This is a genomic window from Pseudoalteromonas sp. SWN166 (assembly GCF_015864485.1).
GTDB lineage: Bacteria > Pseudomonadota > Gammaproteobacteria > Enterobacterales > Alteromonadaceae > Pseudoalteromonas.
Genome location: NZ_JADYXB010000003.1, coordinates 61,954 through 77,848 on the forward strand (window position 1 = coordinate 61,954; position 15,895 = coordinate 77,848).

Below are 15,895 nucleotides of genomic sequence, written 5' to 3' on the forward strand. Positions count from 1 at the left end.
AAATCGTGTTTTTATATTGTGTTAAGCGAGTGCTTTAACTTCTTCCCATAAGCGTGCAACTAATGTTTTATCTTCTTCATTAAGCTCACCATTACGATATGCTTTTACTAAGCTTTGTTCTACCGTTTCGTTTAGCTCATCTATACTGATTGTCAGCTTTTCTACTTCGGCATAACCAACTGCAAGATCAAAATGACCTCGTAAATAGCCGCCTGCAAATAATTCATCGTCAGTTGCTTTTATTACTAAATCATCGAAGTACTGCTGGGCTGCATCGATATAATTCACTAAACTCATTTAAAAATCTCCTGGTTTTGCAGAGCACCTGTATTTTTAAGGTTTTGGTGCCCTACTGCATACATAATATGGTCGTTAAATCCGGTGGTTACTTTAATATAACCTGTTAATTCATCATCTAATTCACTGTCGCCAGTATCACAAATAAGGGGGCGACCGTTAAGCGCTTGTAGCTTTGTTTTTGTTGCTACTACAATAATATTCTCTTTGCCAATTGCACGTATAAGCGCAGGGCTTAATTGCTGATTGCCACGGCCAAATATATGCCCTTGCCCGCCAATGAGCGTAATGACTAACTTAGTACTTTGCTGGCGAGTAAACTCAAGTAATTGCTTAGCCGTTAAATCTTGGGCAACTAAGGTTTGATCTTTTATTAAGTCAACGCCAAGTAAGGTATTATCGAGGCCCATTTCTTCCATTATGGCTTCAACCGTTGAGCCGCTACCCATAATATAAAATGTGTCTTCATCCATTTGCGATACAACATGCGCAGCAATGTCGGCAAGTACGAGTTCGTCGGTTTCTTTGCCGCCATTTTTAACTGCTTGCATATAACGCACTTCGCTTGGTGTTTGCATTTCGCCGTAGCGTTTGGCTTTTACTGTACCTTGCCTGAAAGCATCTTCATCTATATCCATTACATCTGCATCAGCTAAGGTAACTAACTCACCCTTAACCAGCATTTCGACTACGCGCCCTGCTGCTTTTGGCGTTATAGCGTACACACCAGAGTGAATTTTACAGCCTGCAGGAATACCAAGTACGGGAATGGTATCTTCTATTGCATGACAAATATTACGCGCTGTGCCGTCGCCTCCTGCAAATAAAACTAAATCAACACCTAAGTCTTTAAGTACTTTTGCTGCTTGTTCTGTGTCATCTGGGGTTGTTATTACTGCAGAGTTGTATACAACCTCTACATTAAAGCCCAAAGCTTTGGCTGTTTGCTCACCCATGTCACCGTTAACGGTGTAAATGGTTAAGCGTTCTTTATAAGGCAATAGCACTTCAAGCGCTGCTTTTGTGCGGCTATTTGCTTTTGGTTCTGCACCTAATTCGATTGCTTTGGCGGCTGTGTGTGCGCCATCACTGCCTTTTAAAGCAACTGTTCCGCCTAAACCCGCTACTGGGTTTACAATTAAACCTAATTTAAACGCCATTACAAAGCTCCTTCGGATGTTGCCAATTAAATTGCTGCGCTGTTAATGGCCAAGGTGTGTTATAAAAATCAGAGAGCGCTTTTAAAAGTAACTCTGTACGAGAATTAAAGCCATTTTCGATAAGCGATAATACACGTGCATGTACTCGCTGCTGAAAATCAAACCGACATGTTTGCTCGCCGTTTAAGTTATCCACCGACACATTAAAATTAAACCCTGTTGCGGTGCTTAATAACCACTCTATAGCTTGAGGCTTTACTTCTACGCTTTCAAACTCAGCTTGTTTTTGTTTGTCGCGCCCATCAGGACAATACCAATAACCATAATCTTCTAATAATCGTCGTTCATCTCCGGCCACCAGCCAATGCGCTATTTCATGTAATGCACTGGCATAAAAACCATGCGCAAATACAACTTGGTGATATGGCACGTGCTCTGTTGCAGGCAGATACACAGGCTCACAATCGCCTTTTATCAGCTGTGTATTATAACTTTGATAAAAAGTGCGTTCAAAAATTGAAATTAGATCAGCTATTTGATGCATAAAATTGGGCTAATTTGTCTCGGTTGCAGCGCTATTGTGCGCAGTAAAAACGAGACGAATTGTACGGGCTTTTACAGCTAAAGTAAAAATAAGGCGTGATAGTAAAATATAAGCGGACTAATCTTTCACTTTATTGATATTTTTAATAATACCTAAACAGTAAAGAGTATTGGCAAGTTCTTTACGCTGCGTTTTTTCACTTGAGGTTTTATTGGCTAAGCTAGTTAACATATCGTACCGTTTACGTAGAGTTAGTATATATCTGGCATGCCTGCGGCATTCAAAGCAATGAGTACAGTGCGAATCGACCCAAAATCTTAATGTTTCAAACCAATATTGCTGCTCTTGAGCAAAAAAAATAAATGCCTTAGAGCAAGTCTCGCACTGCTCCTCAATATCTACATAGAGTGTTCGAGGAAAAATGGCATAATTTTGCTTTTTTATATCAGCCAATATTGCCGTATTAGGGAAGTATTTAAGACTCGAGTAACGCCAATGCCCTTTCTCTATCTCCTCTATTGTCACTGAGGTATTTGTAGTTATTGGTCTATTGCCATACCTTGGGTGGTTAAGGTACATATATCTGCCTATTTTAAATTCACAGCTTACATCTTAAAAGTAAGCTAAATAAAAGCAAGTTAAAGCAAAATCAATAATACGTAGTTATTATCCGAATTTAGGTATAAGTAATTTCTACACTTTAAATAATTTAACCCATTAAATACTTTCGGCATTAGTATTACTTAGTGTTCAATGCCCTCTGTTTTTACCTGCTTAGCTATATAGTTTTTTAACAAACGGGTATTACGCGTGTTAGCTTTAAAAAATGCATCAAATATATCGCCAAAAAATGGCACTAAACCGCCCACAAAGTCTATGAGCATATTGATAATCATCTTAGTCTTTATACGTTTACTCACACCTAAACGCTGCGCTTCTATCAGCACATAACTTGATAAAATTAGCCCTGCGGCATCACCTATAACGGGAATTAAACCAATCACAGCCTCTAGGCCTATATTAAATTTAGTAAAAGGAATACCAATACTGCTATCGGTTAACTTACTGAAACGTTCTAAGCGGGCTATTGCAGCTTGGGCTTTTATTTGTGAGTGTTCATTAATATTATCGTTCATGATTACTACCCTCCTTTGTACAGTATATAGGGCTTACTTGAACAACTCCTGAAAGGCTTTAAACTAAATTACAGACATAAAAAAACGCGGTAGTCCGCGTTTTTTATAATTATAAATACTTACACAGAGCCGTTAATTGGCCCGTGTTCGTGGTTTACATGTGGATTTTGTCCGCGTTGGCGCAGTAAATGATCCATTAATGTAATAGCCATCATTGCCTCAGCAATCGGGATTGCACGAATACCCACACACGGATCGTGACGACCTTTGGTGATCATCTCAACCGCTTCGTTGCTTGTATTAATGCTGTTACCTGGGATGGTAATACTCGACGTTGGTTTTAGCGCAATAGAAGCAATAATATCTTGCCCTGTCGAAATACCCGCAAGTACGCCACCTGCATGGTTTGATGTAAAACCTTCAGGGGTTAGCTCGTCGCGATGCTCAGAGCCTTTTTGCTCAACTACATCAAAGCCATCACCAATTTCCACGCCTTTAACTGCATTAATACTCATTAATGAGTGTGCAAGTTCAGCGTCAAGGCGGTCAAATACTGGCTCACCAAGACCTACTGGTACGTTGCTTGCCACTACTTTTACTTTAGCGCCAACTGAGTCACCTTGCTTTTTAAGGTCACGCATATATTCGTCAAGCGCTTCAAGCTTACTTGCATCAGGGAAGAAGAATAAGTTATTTTCAACTTCGTCCCAATCAAACGTTTCCGCCTTAATAGGACCTAGCTGGCTTAAGCATGCTTTAACTTCAATACCATGAAATTGCTTTAAGTATTTTTTAGCGATAGCGCCTGCCGCTACGCGTATTGCGGTTTCACGTGCAGAGGAACGGCCGCCACCACGATAATCGCGCAGGCCGTACTTATGCCAATACGTGTAATCGCCATGACCTGGGCGAAATACATCTTTAATTTTGCCGTAATCTTGCGAACGTTGATCGGTGTTTTCAATTAATAAACCAATGCTAGTACCTGTGGTTTTACCTTCAAAAACGCCTGCTAATATTTTTATTTGATCGCTTTCACGGCGCTGCGTTGTATAACGGCTTTGGCCTGGTTTTCGGCGATCTAAATCAATTTGTAAGTCGGCCTCTGTGATTTCAAGACCTGCGGGAGTACCATCAACAACGCCGCCTAATGCAACGCCGTGGCTCTCACCAAAGGTGGACACTTTAAATAACTGTCCAATGCTATTTCCTGCCATTAACTTTCCTCATTCCTAATGACTACCAATAGCCAAGCACACGGCTTGGCTATTCATTTTTTACTTATTTTGCAAAATACTCATCTAGCTGCTTTTTGCTAATTACAAATACACCTAAGCCGCCTTGTTCAAATTCAATCCATTCAAACGGCGCGCCCGGATACAGTGCATCCATATGTACCATAGAGTTACCAACTTCTACAAATAACAAACCGTTATCAGTTAGGTGTTCACTCGCTTCACTTAAAATAGTACGGGTTACATCTAAACCATCGTGGCCTGATGCAAGCCCAAGCTCTGGTTCATGATGAAATTCACGTGGTAAGTCAGCCATATCTTCTGCATCAACATATGGTGGGTTTGCTACTATTAGGTCGTATTTTTGACCTGGTACACCGCTAAATACATCAGACTGAATAGGTAACACACGATCAGTTAACATGTAATCGTTAATGTTAATGTCTGTCACTTCAAGCGCTTCATACGATATATCTACCGCATCAACTTGTGCCTGCTCAAAAGCTTGCGCAAGTGCAATTGCGATACAACCCGAACCTGTACATAAATCTAATATACGGTTAACCGATTGTGGCTCTTCAAGCCAGGGTGTAAAGCGGTTGCTGATAAGCTCAGCAAACGGTGAGCGAGGTATAAGTACACGTTCATCCACATAAAATGGCATACCCGCAAACCATGCAATGTTTGTTAAGTAAGGTACTGGTGTGCAGTCGTTAATACGTTCTGCAATAAGACCCGCAAGTCGGTTTTTTTCTGTGCTTGTTAAACGCGCGTGCATTAATTCTTTTGGCGCATCAACAGGCAAGCTAAGCGCAGGCAGTAATAAGCTTACAGCTTCATCCCATGCGTTATCTGTACCGTGTCCAAAAAATATACTACTACTTGCAAATTGGCTTGTAGTCCAACGTAACCAGTCATGTAAAGTTGACAGTTCTGCAACGGCTTCTTCGAGTGTTGCTTCTTCTATTTGTAAATCGCTCATATATTTTTACCTGTATTAGCTTACTGACTGTTTTGAGTCTTTAAGACGATTGCATTGCCTATCTGCGCTGGGCAAATTACAATTGCCCCTCATTTAAGTATTGTACCGCCTTTTGCGCTGCGTTTTTACGTTTTTTTGTTTAGGTAATAGTTATGAAAAAAGACACTCCATCACATTCGTCCCTAAGCAATGACGACATAAGCTTATTTCGTCAAACGATCACAGGCGCCAAAGTATTTAAACAAGATACTCATCGTTTTGATACAAAGCCTAAGGTGTCACAAGCTAAGCAATTTGCCCAGCAAAAAAAGCAGGCTCAATCTGAATTTTTCTTCTCAGACGTTTATATTCCCGATATAGACACCCACGGCACGGTTAAATATGTAAAACCAGGCCAAGATACCTTCCTAGCTAAACAGCTTCGCCGTGGTGACTTTGCACCCGATTTGACGCTAGATTTACATGGCTTAAATAAAGAACTTGCTAAAGATGAACTCGCTGGACTCATTCACGAATGTAAAAAGCAGCATTACTATTGTGCATGTGTAGTGCACGGTATTGGCGGCGGCGTACTAAAGCACAAAGTGCCTCAGTACTTAGTACAGCACCCTGACGTAATAGCGATGCACCAAGCCCCTCTCGAATATGGTGGTAGAGGCGCTGTACTCATACTAATTAATTTACCGCAAAGTGATGAATTTAGACGCTAACTTTAGCTATTACTAGGATGTAACTTCGTGCATATTTTTTCAATTATTTTTCCGCTCATTTTTATTGTGGCGTTTGGTTACAGCTGTTGCCGATTAAAATTTTTCGAAAAGCAGCATATTGCAGGCTTAAGTAAATTTACTTTTTATATTAGTTTGCCTGCTTTTTTATTGTTAAATATGTCGCAAATTAACTTACAGCAAAGCATTAGCCTTTTTGCATTTTTGAGTTTTTACATACCGGTTCTGAGTGTATTTGGGGTGGGTATTTTAATTGACCGCTTTTATTTAAATAAAAAGTATTTAAAAAATTACCAACAACACGGCGTCTTTGGACTTGCTTCTAGCTATTCAAATATGGTGTTAGTGGGTATTCCTATTGTTATTGCATCGCTTGGCAAAGAGATGATAGCCATTGCGTTTATGATCATTACTTTTCATAGCACATTGTTATTTGCACTTACTTTTTTAATAGGCGCTAAAGGCAGCAGCGATAAATTTTCGTGGTCGCACTTTGGAAAAAGTATGGTGTTAAATCCAATAGTACTGAGTATTGGATGCGGGCTTATATTAAACATTTTAGGAGTAACACTATTCACCGACTTAGCAAATAGTTTGGATCTATTAGCTAAACCAGCAATTGCCTGTGCGCTATTTGTACTTGGTGCTAATTTAGCTTTTTATAAAATAGCAGCAAATTGGCAACCCGCGTTAATAGCATCAATTTTAAAAATATTTTTATTGCCTGCGTTAGTTTTATTGGTAGGCACCTATGTATTTAAGCTAGACACGCAAATACTTAATGTATTGGTACTTTTAAGTGCGTCCCCTGTTGGCGTAAATGCTTATCTTATTGCGAGTCAAATAAAGCAGCATGAAGCTACTCTTGCTGGGGCTGTCGTACTTTCTACTATCTTAAGTGTTATTAGCTTTACGTTTTGGCTAGCTTTATTACTTTAGCTTACAAACCGCCGGCTACATCAACAAAACTACCCGTTGTAAAAGAAGCGTGCTCCGAAGCTAAAAAGTAAATTGCTGCAGCAACTTCCTCGGGTGTACCGCCTCTGCCAAGGGGTAATTTACTTTTAAGACGATCGACTCGATTTTTTTCGCCGCCATCACTATGCATATCAGTGTAAATAAGCCCAGGTCTAACAGAGTTAACACGAATACCTTTACTTGCCACCTCTTTTGCCAAGCCAATAGTAAATGTGTCCATTGCACCTTTAGATGCTGCATAATCAATGTACTCATTAGGAGAGCCCGTTTTAGCGGCCCCCGATGAAACATTAACAATACTACCGCCATTTCCCATTCGCTTTATTGCCTCACGACTACATAAAAAAGCACTGGTAATATTTGTAGTCAAAACTTCGTTTATGCGCTCAGCACTCATTTCCAGTAAGGGCATTTGCGGCTGTAATATCCCAGCATTATTTACAAGTACATCAAGTTGACCAAACTCTTTATCAATAAAATCAAACAACGCCAAAACATCCATCTCTTTGGACACATCTGCTTTTATAAATTGAGCTCTAACGCCAAAGCTTCTTACTTGATCAGCTACTAGCTTGGCACTAGCTAAATCAGCTTTATAATTAATGCAAACATCATAATCCTGCTTAGCAAAGTATAATGCCGTAGCTGCGCCAATACCTCGGCTAGAGCCAGTGATGAGTACAACGGGGGAGCGAGTCATTAACGCTATTATTCTTTTAAAGCTGCGACTACTGAAATTTCAACAAGCAGTGCATCGCGCGCCATTTTTGCTTCCACGCAAGCACGTGCTGGTGCATAACCTTCGGTTACCCACGCATCCCATACTGCGTTCATATCAGCAAAATATTCCATGCTTTTTACGTAAATAGTCGCACTAAGCATATGCTCTTTTGAGCTTCCTGCTTCATCAAGTAACGCCTCTACTTTATCGAGCATAGTTTGAGTTTGTTCTTTAATATCTTTTTGTGCGTCGGCGCATACTTGCCCACATAAATACACAGTACCGTTGTGTTTTACTATGCGGCTCATGCGCGCACCTGTTTGTAAGCGTTCTATCGTCATTTTAATTTACTCAATTATTTATATTTAAACATTTTCTGGGGCATTTATACTTAAATAACTACTACGCTGGGTTTGCTCATCGTAACTAATAACAGCTACAGCACCCGTATTAAAAATGGGCATATTGCCAGGGCTTAATTGATCCACTAAATAACTGACAATAGGCATATGGGCTACAATGAGCCACGTATTACATTGGGGGTGAGTAGCTATAAGTGTTTCGATGTAGTCAGCGGCAATTTGAGGTTTGCCCTCAGGGATTATATCGGACGTGGTTTCGCTAAATTTAAATTCGTTATTTTTAGCAACACCTGCAGCCGTTTGCTGCGCTCGAATGTAAGGACTAACTAACAGTGCATCAGGGTGATGTGTTTTATTGAGCCAAAGACCCATTTTTTCAGCTTCATCATGCCCTGCTTGGGTTAAATTTCTACCTGCATCATCAGCCTGCATGGGTGTTGCTTCGCCGTGGCGCATTATTAGGATTGTTTTCATAAAAAATCAACCAATTAAAGAATATAAAACAGTAGCCAGTTTGCCCGTTTGTCAGCTATATTGACAACATAAACCTATTTATTTCTAAAATAGTTCTTTCATGAGACTCAGGTAAATTTTCAAGCTATATTTCGCTTTCCTGAAGCCATCATCTGTTGTTAACAAGTAAACGTTTAGTTTCAGGAGCATCATTTGAATATCAGCCGCAATGATAACAGAGCATACCGCGCCTTTACACTGGACAATGGTCTAAAAGTACTATTAGTGCAAGATAAAGATTCTACAAAAGCGGCAGCATCAATGGCAGTTAACGCCGGACATTTTGACGACCCTCTTGACAGGCAAGGCCTCGCACACTTTTTAGAGCACATGCTTTTTTTAGGCACAGACCAATATCCAGATTCAGGCAGTTTTAATAATTTTGTTTCCCAAGCTGGCGGCAACACCAATGCATGGACTGGCACTGAGCATACCTGTTACTTTTTTGATATTAACAATCAAGAATTTGAACAAGCGCTAACCCAATTTAGTCGTTTTTTTATTGCTCCTCTTTTAAATTCAGCCGAAACAGAAAAAGAACGAAATGCAATTGAAGCCGAGTTTAAGCTAAAAATAAAAGATGATGGTCGCCGTATTTATCAGGCCCACAAAGAAACAGTAAATCCTGCTCATCCATTTGCTAAATTTTCTGTGGGTAACCTACAAACTCTAGCTGACAGAGAGCGCTGTATTAGCGACGAGCTACGTGATTTTTTTAATAACTACTACCAAGCTCAGTGGATGACGTTGGTTATATGCGCTAATGAAGAGCTAGATACTCTGCAAAGTTGGACGCAAACTTACTTTAGCGCAATTAACGGCAACAAAAACTTTAAAAAGCCAGAGATCAGTGAGCCACTTTATCGCAAGCAAGACATAGGGAAAATACTCCATATTGAGCCGCATAAGCATATGCAAAAACTTATTATTAGCTTTGCTATGCCTAATATTGATGACTTTTATCGTCACAAAACAGTAAGTTTTATAGCTCATTTACTTGGCTATGAAGGCGCCGGTTCTCTTTATTCTATTTTAAAGGAGCAAGGCTGGATCAATGCACTTTCTGCTGGCGGTGGTATTAATGGTAGCAACTTCAAAGATTTTAATATTAGTTTAGCGCTTAGTGATGAAGGCATTGAATACTTTGAAGATATTATTGAAATGGTGTTTGAATACATTTGCTTAATTAACCATAACACCGAAAAATTACCGCGCCTATATCAAGATAAAAAAAATCTATTACAAATAGCATTCGATAACCAAGAAAAGTCACGTTTAATTGATTGGGTTAGTAACTTAAGCATTAATATGCAGCATTACGATGAAGCAAATTACGTGCAAGGCGACTATTTAATGGAAGGCTTTAAAAAAGCGACCCACGAAATGGCCATGCAGTGGTTAACGCCACATAATATGCGCATCGTACTTATACATCCAGATGTAGAGCCTGAACATAAAACGGCATGGTACAACACACCATATAAAGTAGAACATATTTCACCTAGTTGGCTTGATGCCCTTAGCGAGATAAATAAGCCGTTGAGCGAAATGCTGCTACCTACAGCTAATCCTTATTTAACAAAAGAAGTGGTGTTATTTGATGTCGTAAAACCACAAACAAAACCCGAGTTATTAGTAAAAGAACCCGGTTTTGACTTTTGGTTTAAACAAGACAACACATTTCGTGTTGCTAAAGGCCATTTTTATTTGGCCATGGATTCTGATTTTGCCGTAAAAGATGTAAAACATATGGCACTCACCCGCTTATTTACAGATTTATTTATGGATAGTGTGGGCGAGCAATTTTATCCAGCAGAACTTGCGGGACTTAGCTACCACTTAACCTCGCATCAAGGTGGATTAACTCTACATACCGCGGGGCTTTCATCTAGCCAGTTAGAGCTTGTTGATCAATTAATAGATGCTTTATTTAATGTAGAGATCTGTGCAAAACGCTTTGCTGAATATAAAAAACAGCTTGTAAGGCATTGGCGCAATAGCAACCAAAACAAACCAGTCAGTGAGTTATTTAGCATTTTAGGCGCAAAAATAATGCCTTGGAACCCACAACCTGGGGAGCTTGCATCGGCATTAAAAAACACCTGTTTTCAGCAATTTAATGAGTTCAGAACAGACTTTTTTAAAGCACTACATGTTGAATCATTTTTACATGGTAACTGGCAGCAAAGTGATGCAATAGCCTTTCAAAAAAAGGTCGCAAATCACTTAAAAAACGCAACCATAATTGAAGATTTAAGACGCCCTCTTTTTGAAATTAAAAAAGTAACTCGCTACGAGTTAGAGCTTCCTTGTAACGACCATGCAATGGTTATTTACTATCAAGCGCAAACGGATTGCGTGGCCGAAAAAGTAAAAATGATGGCGTTAAATCATTTAATTAATCAAGATTACTTTAATGAATTACGAACTACACAGCAACTTGGTTATTTAGTAGGCGCTGGTTATGCACCATTTAACACGCGTGCTGGTATAGCATTTTATGTGCAGTCACCTAAGTTTGATGCAAAAACATTATTGCATCGACATAACCGTTTTATTAAAAACTACCTTGATAATATTGATGCACTTGATGAAAACGATTGGCAACAGCAAAAACACGGCCTTAGTACTCATATTGCAGAAAAAGATAAAAACCTGCGCCTGCGCTCACAACGGTTATGGCTTGCTATTGGTAACAGAGATCATGAATTTTATATGCAACAACGACTTTTAGATGCCTTAAATGCGCTAACCCTAAAAGAACTAAAAGTTTATGCACTAAGCCTATTTGATGATAATAGACCAAGATATGAGCTTTTAAGCTCGGCAAAAGTCAATAAATCTCAAAATATGCCCGTTTACTCTCAATCTCTTTGACACTAGGTTTAGCTTGTTTTAAATTATCATTTGTAAATTAGAAGTAATAAAAAAATGATAAAAATAATAATAAAACTAAGCATGCTTGTAGTACTTGCTTACTCATTTGAGCTTTTTGCCTTTGAGTCATCATTTAATTACAACTCCGACAATATACTTATACTAGCAAGCGCCATTATAGCGCTTGCTTTGCCCTACCTGTTATTTGTAATCCACAAACTTAGACGCTCACGCCGTCAACTCCGTCTTTCGGAAAAACGCCTTAAAAGTACTGTAGAAGGTAGCGGCGATACACTTTGGGACTGGAACATAAAAACAGGCGAAGTTATTCGTATTAACGATAAGTACTTAATGGATTCGACTACCTTAATGGGGTTTCCGCCAAACAAAGGCCTTATTCACCCTCACGATATTAATAACGTTGAGCACTTGTTAAAAGTACACTTTGCAGAGCAGTCTGCTTTTTTTGAAGCCACCTACCGAATCAAAGATACATTTGGTCGTTGGCATTGGGTACTCGATCGCGGAAAAATAATTGAAAAAGACGCCAACTTATCACCCCTTAGAATGACAGGTACCGTTCGCGATATATCACAGTTAAAATCAACGGAAGAGCGCTTAAACCTTTTTGCTAAATGTGTTGAATCACTCACTGACGCCTTAGCAATTTACGATAAAAACTTTAAACTGGTTGATATAAACCCGAGTTTTTTAACCTTGTTTGGTGGCGTACGCGAGCAATACTTAGGAAAAGATTTCAACCTATCTGGGTATGAGCCAAGCTACACAAACAGAATTATTGAAATAGTAAAAGAGCGCGAACATATCCAACAAGAAGTGAAGCTTCGTAATAGTGAGCGTGTTTTATTGCCTATAGAAATATCGATAGATGAAATTAAAAACGATCAAAATCAAATAACTAATTATGTCGTTGTTTATTCAGATTTAACAGAGCGTAAAAAAGCCGAATCGCAGTTACATAACTTATCGAATCGAGATCGCACAACTAGTCTGCCTAACCGAAATTTATTTTTTACTGATTTGCAAAAGCTAGTAAAGCTCAACTCGCATCACGCCTTGCTTGTATTCGATTTAGATAACTTTAAAAAAATAAATGACTCGTTAGGGCATCAACTAGGTGACAGCTTATTAGCTAAACTAGCAATGCGCTTAAATAAACTAACCCGCGAAAATGATGTATTTTATCGTTTAGGCGGCGATGAGTTTGCTCTTGTAATGTCTGACACTAACGACATACATGTAATTACACGTATGGCAAAACAGTTTTTAGCAGCCATTGCTACACCATTTAAAATGGCTGGCCACGAACTGGCAATCACCTCAAGTGTAGGCATTGTATTATTTCCAGAAGACGGTAATACGCCTGAACTGCTTTTAAAAAATGCAGATACCGCGATGTATCATGCTAAAAAGAAAGGTAACAGCTACTTATTTTTTAACGACACGATGAACCGTCAAGCCGTTAAACGACTGCAAATTGAAAACCTCATGCGCTTTGGTTTAAAAGAAGACCATTTTGAAGTGTACTACCAACCAAAAATGAATATTCGCACAGGCAAGCTAACCGGAATGGAAGCATTAGTGCGCTTTATTACACCCAAAAAAGGCATTATTAGTCCGGGAGTTTTTATACCTATAGCCGAGGAAACTGGCCAAATAATTGAAATTGGTGAAGTGGTATTAAACAAAGCCTGCAGAGACGTAAAAGAATGGCTAGATAGCGGTTTATTTAGCGGCCGAGTAGCTGTCAACTTATCAGCAAAGCAATTTAGCCTCCCCGATTTAACTTCTCGTATTGACGTTATTTTGCAAAAAAACGAATTACCTTCTTACTTTTTAGAGCTTGAAATAACAGAAGGTACTGTAATGGACGACCCTAAAGAAGCCATTGCAATTATGCGTTCGTTAAGTGCCCGAGGTATTCATTTAGCAATGGATGATTTTGGTACTGGTTATTCATCATTAGCGTATTTAAAGCAATTTCCGCTTAATACACTTAAAGTAGATAAAGCATTTATAGATGACATGACCAACGAACGTGGGCGTAATATGGTCGACTCAATAGTCACTATTGCGCATAACCTTGATTTGCATGTAGTTGCTGAAGGTGTAGAACAAGCTCATCAAATTGATATACTTAAAAAGCTTAATTGCGAAACAGTACAAGGTTATTACTATTCTAAGCCACTATCAAAAAGTGAATTTACTGAATTTTTAAAGCAGCAACAAACTAAAGCAGCCCCAAGCTTAATTAGAAAAAATAAAAATGTGGCGTCGATAAATTAAGGGCGCCATATACACGCATTTATACCTACATTTCTTACTAAAGCACGGCGATAATGTAGATTAAATAAGCACCAGGCCACAGGCCCAAGTAAACCGCCTAAAATAAGCCATCGCTTAATTGGCATACCTTTTTTAATGGCTTCTAAATACATTAAAGCTATAAATGCACTGCTTAGTAAAACTATAAACAAAATTACCCTTTAAAGTTGCTCAAAAATACGGCACTTATTCTAACGCTAACGTGATTAAATTTAAAGCAACAAATCCCCCGCGCGCACAAAAAAGCCGAAGCTGTTAAACACAGATTCGGCTTTTAAAATTATAATTTACGCGTTACTTTTCAGCACGACCCATAAATTTGTGTTCAACAGTATTAATACGGATACGGTCACCTGTTGAAATATGCTCTGGCACAGAAATATTTAAGCCAGTAGACATACGTGCAGGTTTTGAACGAGCACTCGCAGATGCACCTTTGATAGATGGGTCTGTTTCTTCAACAACAAGTTCAACACTTGACGGTAAATCAAGCCCTACTGGCGCGCCATCAATAACAATTACGTGTACGCCTTGTGTTTCTTCATTAACAAATAAAATTTCTTCGCTAATAGCATCTTTGCTTAAGTTATAAGGCGTGTAATCTTCATTATCCATGAACACATACTCGTCACCATCAATGTACGATAGCATTACTTCACGGCGTGTTAAATCAGCCAGCGTTAGCATGTCACTGTCTTTGAATGTTTCGTCAACTTTACCACCGGTTACCACATCGTATAAACGCATACGGTATAAACTACCACCAGCACGACCTTGCGGCACAGAGCGCACAATATCTTTTACAACTAAAACGCGGCCATTGAAGTCAATAGCAGTACCTTTTTTAACATCACTCGCCTTTGGCATGTGTGAATTCCTATTATTTTTTTGATTGCCAGAAACATACCACGAACTGGATTTTGTTCAACTAAAATTACGTTGGTTTTACGCTACATGTTGTATTAGCTTGTAAAATTTTAATTTATACTAAAATACATATAATCAAATGTGAAAAAAACTGCTATGGTAGCTTTACCGAGTATGACTTCAAGGAATGGATCATGGACCAGAAAAAAGTACATGAGTATTTAGTTAAAAAACCACTTGTTCAGGTTACAAAACCATTTGCGCAAGAGGTTGATGTATATAAAGTGAATCATAAAATGTTTGCGACTCTTGCTATTGGCAATGACGGTCAAACTAATGATGATGGTGAGGTTATTTGGTGGCTTAACTTAAAGTGCGATCCTGATGAAGCAATATCATTGCGTGATATTTTCCCGGCAGTGATCCCTGGTTACCATATGAATAAACGCTTATGGAACACAGTAATTTTAGACGGCACAATTCCACAAGGTGAAATTGAGAGAATGATTGATAACTCATTTAATTTAGTCGTAGAAAACATGCCAGAAAAAGACCGAAAAGCTATTTCACTTCACTTGTAAACACTTTTTGGGCTAGGCTACTAGCCCATTAAAACCCTACACCTTAAGCGTATAAATTAAATCGTCATATAACTTTTCGCCTATTGTATGCACTTTAAAAAGTGTATCGGTATGGGTTAAACCGCACTTACCAAGCACCTTTTCAGAACCAATATTGCCACGCGTTACGACTGCTTTAAACTGCCTAATACCACATTCTTTCCAAGCCCAGTCAATCACAGCTCTTAGGGATTCTGTCGCGTAGCCTTTATTAAAATACTCTGGCAATAATAAATAACCAAGCTCTGCGGTTTCTCCGTCATAGGCAAAACCTGTAACACCCACAGGTTGTTTTGTTTGATTATTAATAATGAGTAAACACAGGGGATGACGTGATTTAGCATTCCACTTAGGCAAGCGTATCTCAAAGCGGTTTCTTACCAGTGACTCCATTGGCATATCAAAACAATACTTGAGGACTTGAGGATCGCGATGAAGCGCAAGAAAAAGAGGCCAATCAGATTCTTCCATTTGGTATATGCTCAATCTTTGTGTAAATAATGTCATTAAGCTCCTCATTTATTTATAA

Annotated in this window: 18 protein-coding genes; 5 read left to right on the forward strand and 13 right to left on the reverse strand. The window is 38.9% G+C overall.

All coding sequences use genetic code 11. The features are described from left to right. Positions 1–21 precede the first annotated feature (21 nt). From I6F49_RS02635 to prmB, 7 genes are all read right to left on the reverse strand, one after another. Positions 22–297, reverse strand: coding sequence for a YfcL family protein (locus I6F49_RS02635; protein ID WP_002962183.1), 276 nt, complete (start codon positions 295–297; stop codon positions 22–24). Next, positions 294–1,457, reverse strand: coding sequence for an ATP-NAD kinase family protein (locus I6F49_RS02640; protein WP_197178220.1), 1,164 nt, complete (start codon positions 1,455–1,457; stop codon positions 294–296). The genes I6F49_RS02635 and I6F49_RS02640 overlap by 4 nt, the downstream gene beginning before the upstream one ends. Continuing rightward, positions 1,447–2,001, reverse strand: coding sequence for an elongation factor P hydroxylase (locus I6F49_RS02645; RefSeq protein WP_197178221.1), 555 nt, complete (start codon positions 1,999–2,001; stop codon positions 1,447–1,449). The genes I6F49_RS02640 and I6F49_RS02645 overlap by 11 nt, the downstream gene beginning before the upstream one ends. Positions 2,002–2,118: 117 nt before the next feature. Continuing rightward, the gene (locus I6F49_RS02650; RefSeq protein ID WP_166419180.1) at positions 2,119–2,580 is read right to left on the reverse strand and encodes a zinc-ribbon domain containing protein; all 462 of its coding nucleotides are present in this window, start codon (positions 2,578–2,580) and stop codon (positions 2,119–2,121) included. Positions 2,581–2,744: 164 nt separating this feature from the next. After that, positions 2,745–3,137 carry a DUF4112 domain-containing protein gene (locus I6F49_RS02655; RefSeq protein WP_166419181.1) on the reverse strand — a complete coding sequence of 131 codons (393 nt, stop codon included), beginning with the start codon at positions 3,135–3,137 and terminating at the stop codon, positions 2,745–2,747. 119 nt (positions 3,138–3,256) lie between these two features. Then, positions 3,257–4,354: a chorismate synthase gene (gene aroC, locus I6F49_RS02660; protein WP_008138551.1), complete on the reverse strand. Its 1,098-nt coding sequence runs from the start codon at positions 4,352–4,354 to the stop codon at positions 3,257–3,259. Between the two features lie 64 nt (positions 4,355–4,418). Continuing rightward, positions 4,419–5,354 (reverse strand): 50S ribosomal protein L3 N(5)-glutamine methyltransferase, encoded by a 936-nt coding sequence (prmB, locus tag I6F49_RS02665; RefSeq protein WP_165725676.1) that lies wholly within the window; start codon positions 5,352–5,354, stop codon positions 4,419–4,421. A gap of 152 nt (positions 5,355–5,506) precedes the next feature. Here prmB and smrB point away from each other — a divergent pair, with 152 nt between their 5' ends. Then, positions 5,507–6,064: an endonuclease SmrB gene (smrB, locus tag I6F49_RS02670; RefSeq protein WP_007377742.1), complete on the forward strand. Its 558-nt coding sequence runs from the start codon at positions 5,507–5,509 to the stop codon at positions 6,062–6,064. Positions 6,065–6,091: 27 nt separating this feature from the next. Continuing rightward, positions 6,092–7,021 (forward strand): AEC family transporter, encoded by a 930-nt coding sequence (locus I6F49_RS02675; protein WP_007580614.1) that lies wholly within the window; start codon positions 6,092–6,094, stop codon positions 7,019–7,021. A 1-nt stretch (position 7,022) separates the two neighbouring features. Here I6F49_RS02675 and I6F49_RS02680 read toward each other — a convergent pair whose 3' ends face one another. Genes I6F49_RS02680 through sixA form a run of 3 tightly spaced genes read right to left on the reverse strand, consistent with a single transcriptional unit; the run spans position 7,023 to position 8,617 of the window. Continuing rightward, entirely contained in the window at positions 7,023–7,760 is a 738-nt protein-coding gene (locus I6F49_RS02680; protein WP_197176713.1) for an SDR family oxidoreductase, read from the reverse strand. Positions 7,761–7,768: 8 nt separating this feature from the next. Continuing rightward, positions 7,769–8,122, reverse strand: coding sequence for a RidA family protein (locus I6F49_RS02685; RefSeq protein WP_024591642.1), 354 nt, complete (start codon positions 8,120–8,122; stop codon positions 7,769–7,771). Between the two features lie 24 nt (positions 8,123–8,146). Continuing rightward, a complete protein-coding gene (sixA, locus tag I6F49_RS02690) occupies positions 8,147–8,617 on the reverse strand; it encodes a phosphohistidine phosphatase SixA (RefSeq protein WP_197176715.1) in 471 nt (156 codons plus the stop codon). Between the two features lie 192 nt (positions 8,618–8,809). Between sixA and I6F49_RS02695 the strand changes: the two genes are divergently transcribed. Continuing rightward, positions 8,810–11,533: an insulinase family protein gene (locus I6F49_RS02695; RefSeq protein WP_197176717.1), complete on the forward strand. Its 2,724-nt coding sequence runs from the start codon at positions 8,810–8,812 to the stop codon at positions 11,531–11,533. A gap of 54 nt (positions 11,534–11,587) precedes the next feature. After that, positions 11,588–13,840, forward strand: coding sequence for a sensor domain-containing protein (locus tag I6F49_RS02700; protein ID WP_007580604.1), 2,253 nt, complete (start codon positions 11,588–11,590; stop codon positions 13,838–13,840). On the opposite strand, the gene I6F49_RS02705 is transcribed toward I6F49_RS02700, so the two are convergent. Together I6F49_RS02705 and efpL are read right to left on the reverse strand one after the other, a co-directional pair. Continuing rightward, a complete protein-coding gene (locus I6F49_RS02705) occupies positions 13,837–14,031 on the reverse strand; it encodes a hypothetical protein (RefSeq protein WP_007580601.1) in 195 nt (64 codons plus the stop codon). The genes I6F49_RS02700 and I6F49_RS02705 overlap by 4 nt on opposite strands. A gap of 142 nt (positions 14,032–14,173) precedes the next feature. Beyond that, on the reverse strand, positions 14,174–14,746 hold the full coding sequence (gene efpL, locus I6F49_RS02710) for an elongation factor P-like protein EfpL (RefSeq protein WP_007580599.1): 573 nt from the start codon (positions 14,744–14,746) through the stop codon (positions 14,174–14,176). Positions 14,747–14,940: 194 nt separating this feature from the next. Here efpL and I6F49_RS02715 point away from each other — a divergent pair, with 194 nt between their 5' ends. Next, positions 14,941–15,327 carry an MmcQ/YjbR family DNA-binding protein gene (locus I6F49_RS02715; protein WP_007580596.1) on the forward strand — a complete coding sequence of 129 codons (387 nt, stop codon included), beginning with the start codon at positions 14,941–14,943 and terminating at the stop codon, positions 15,325–15,327. A gap of 36 nt (positions 15,328–15,363) precedes the next feature. Here I6F49_RS02715 and I6F49_RS02720 read toward each other — a convergent pair whose 3' ends face one another. Then, on the reverse strand, positions 15,364–15,873 hold the full coding sequence (locus tag I6F49_RS02720) for a GNAT family N-acetyltransferase (protein ID WP_007580595.1): 510 nt from the start codon (positions 15,871–15,873) through the stop codon (positions 15,364–15,366). Positions 15,874–15,895 lie beyond the last annotated feature (22 nt).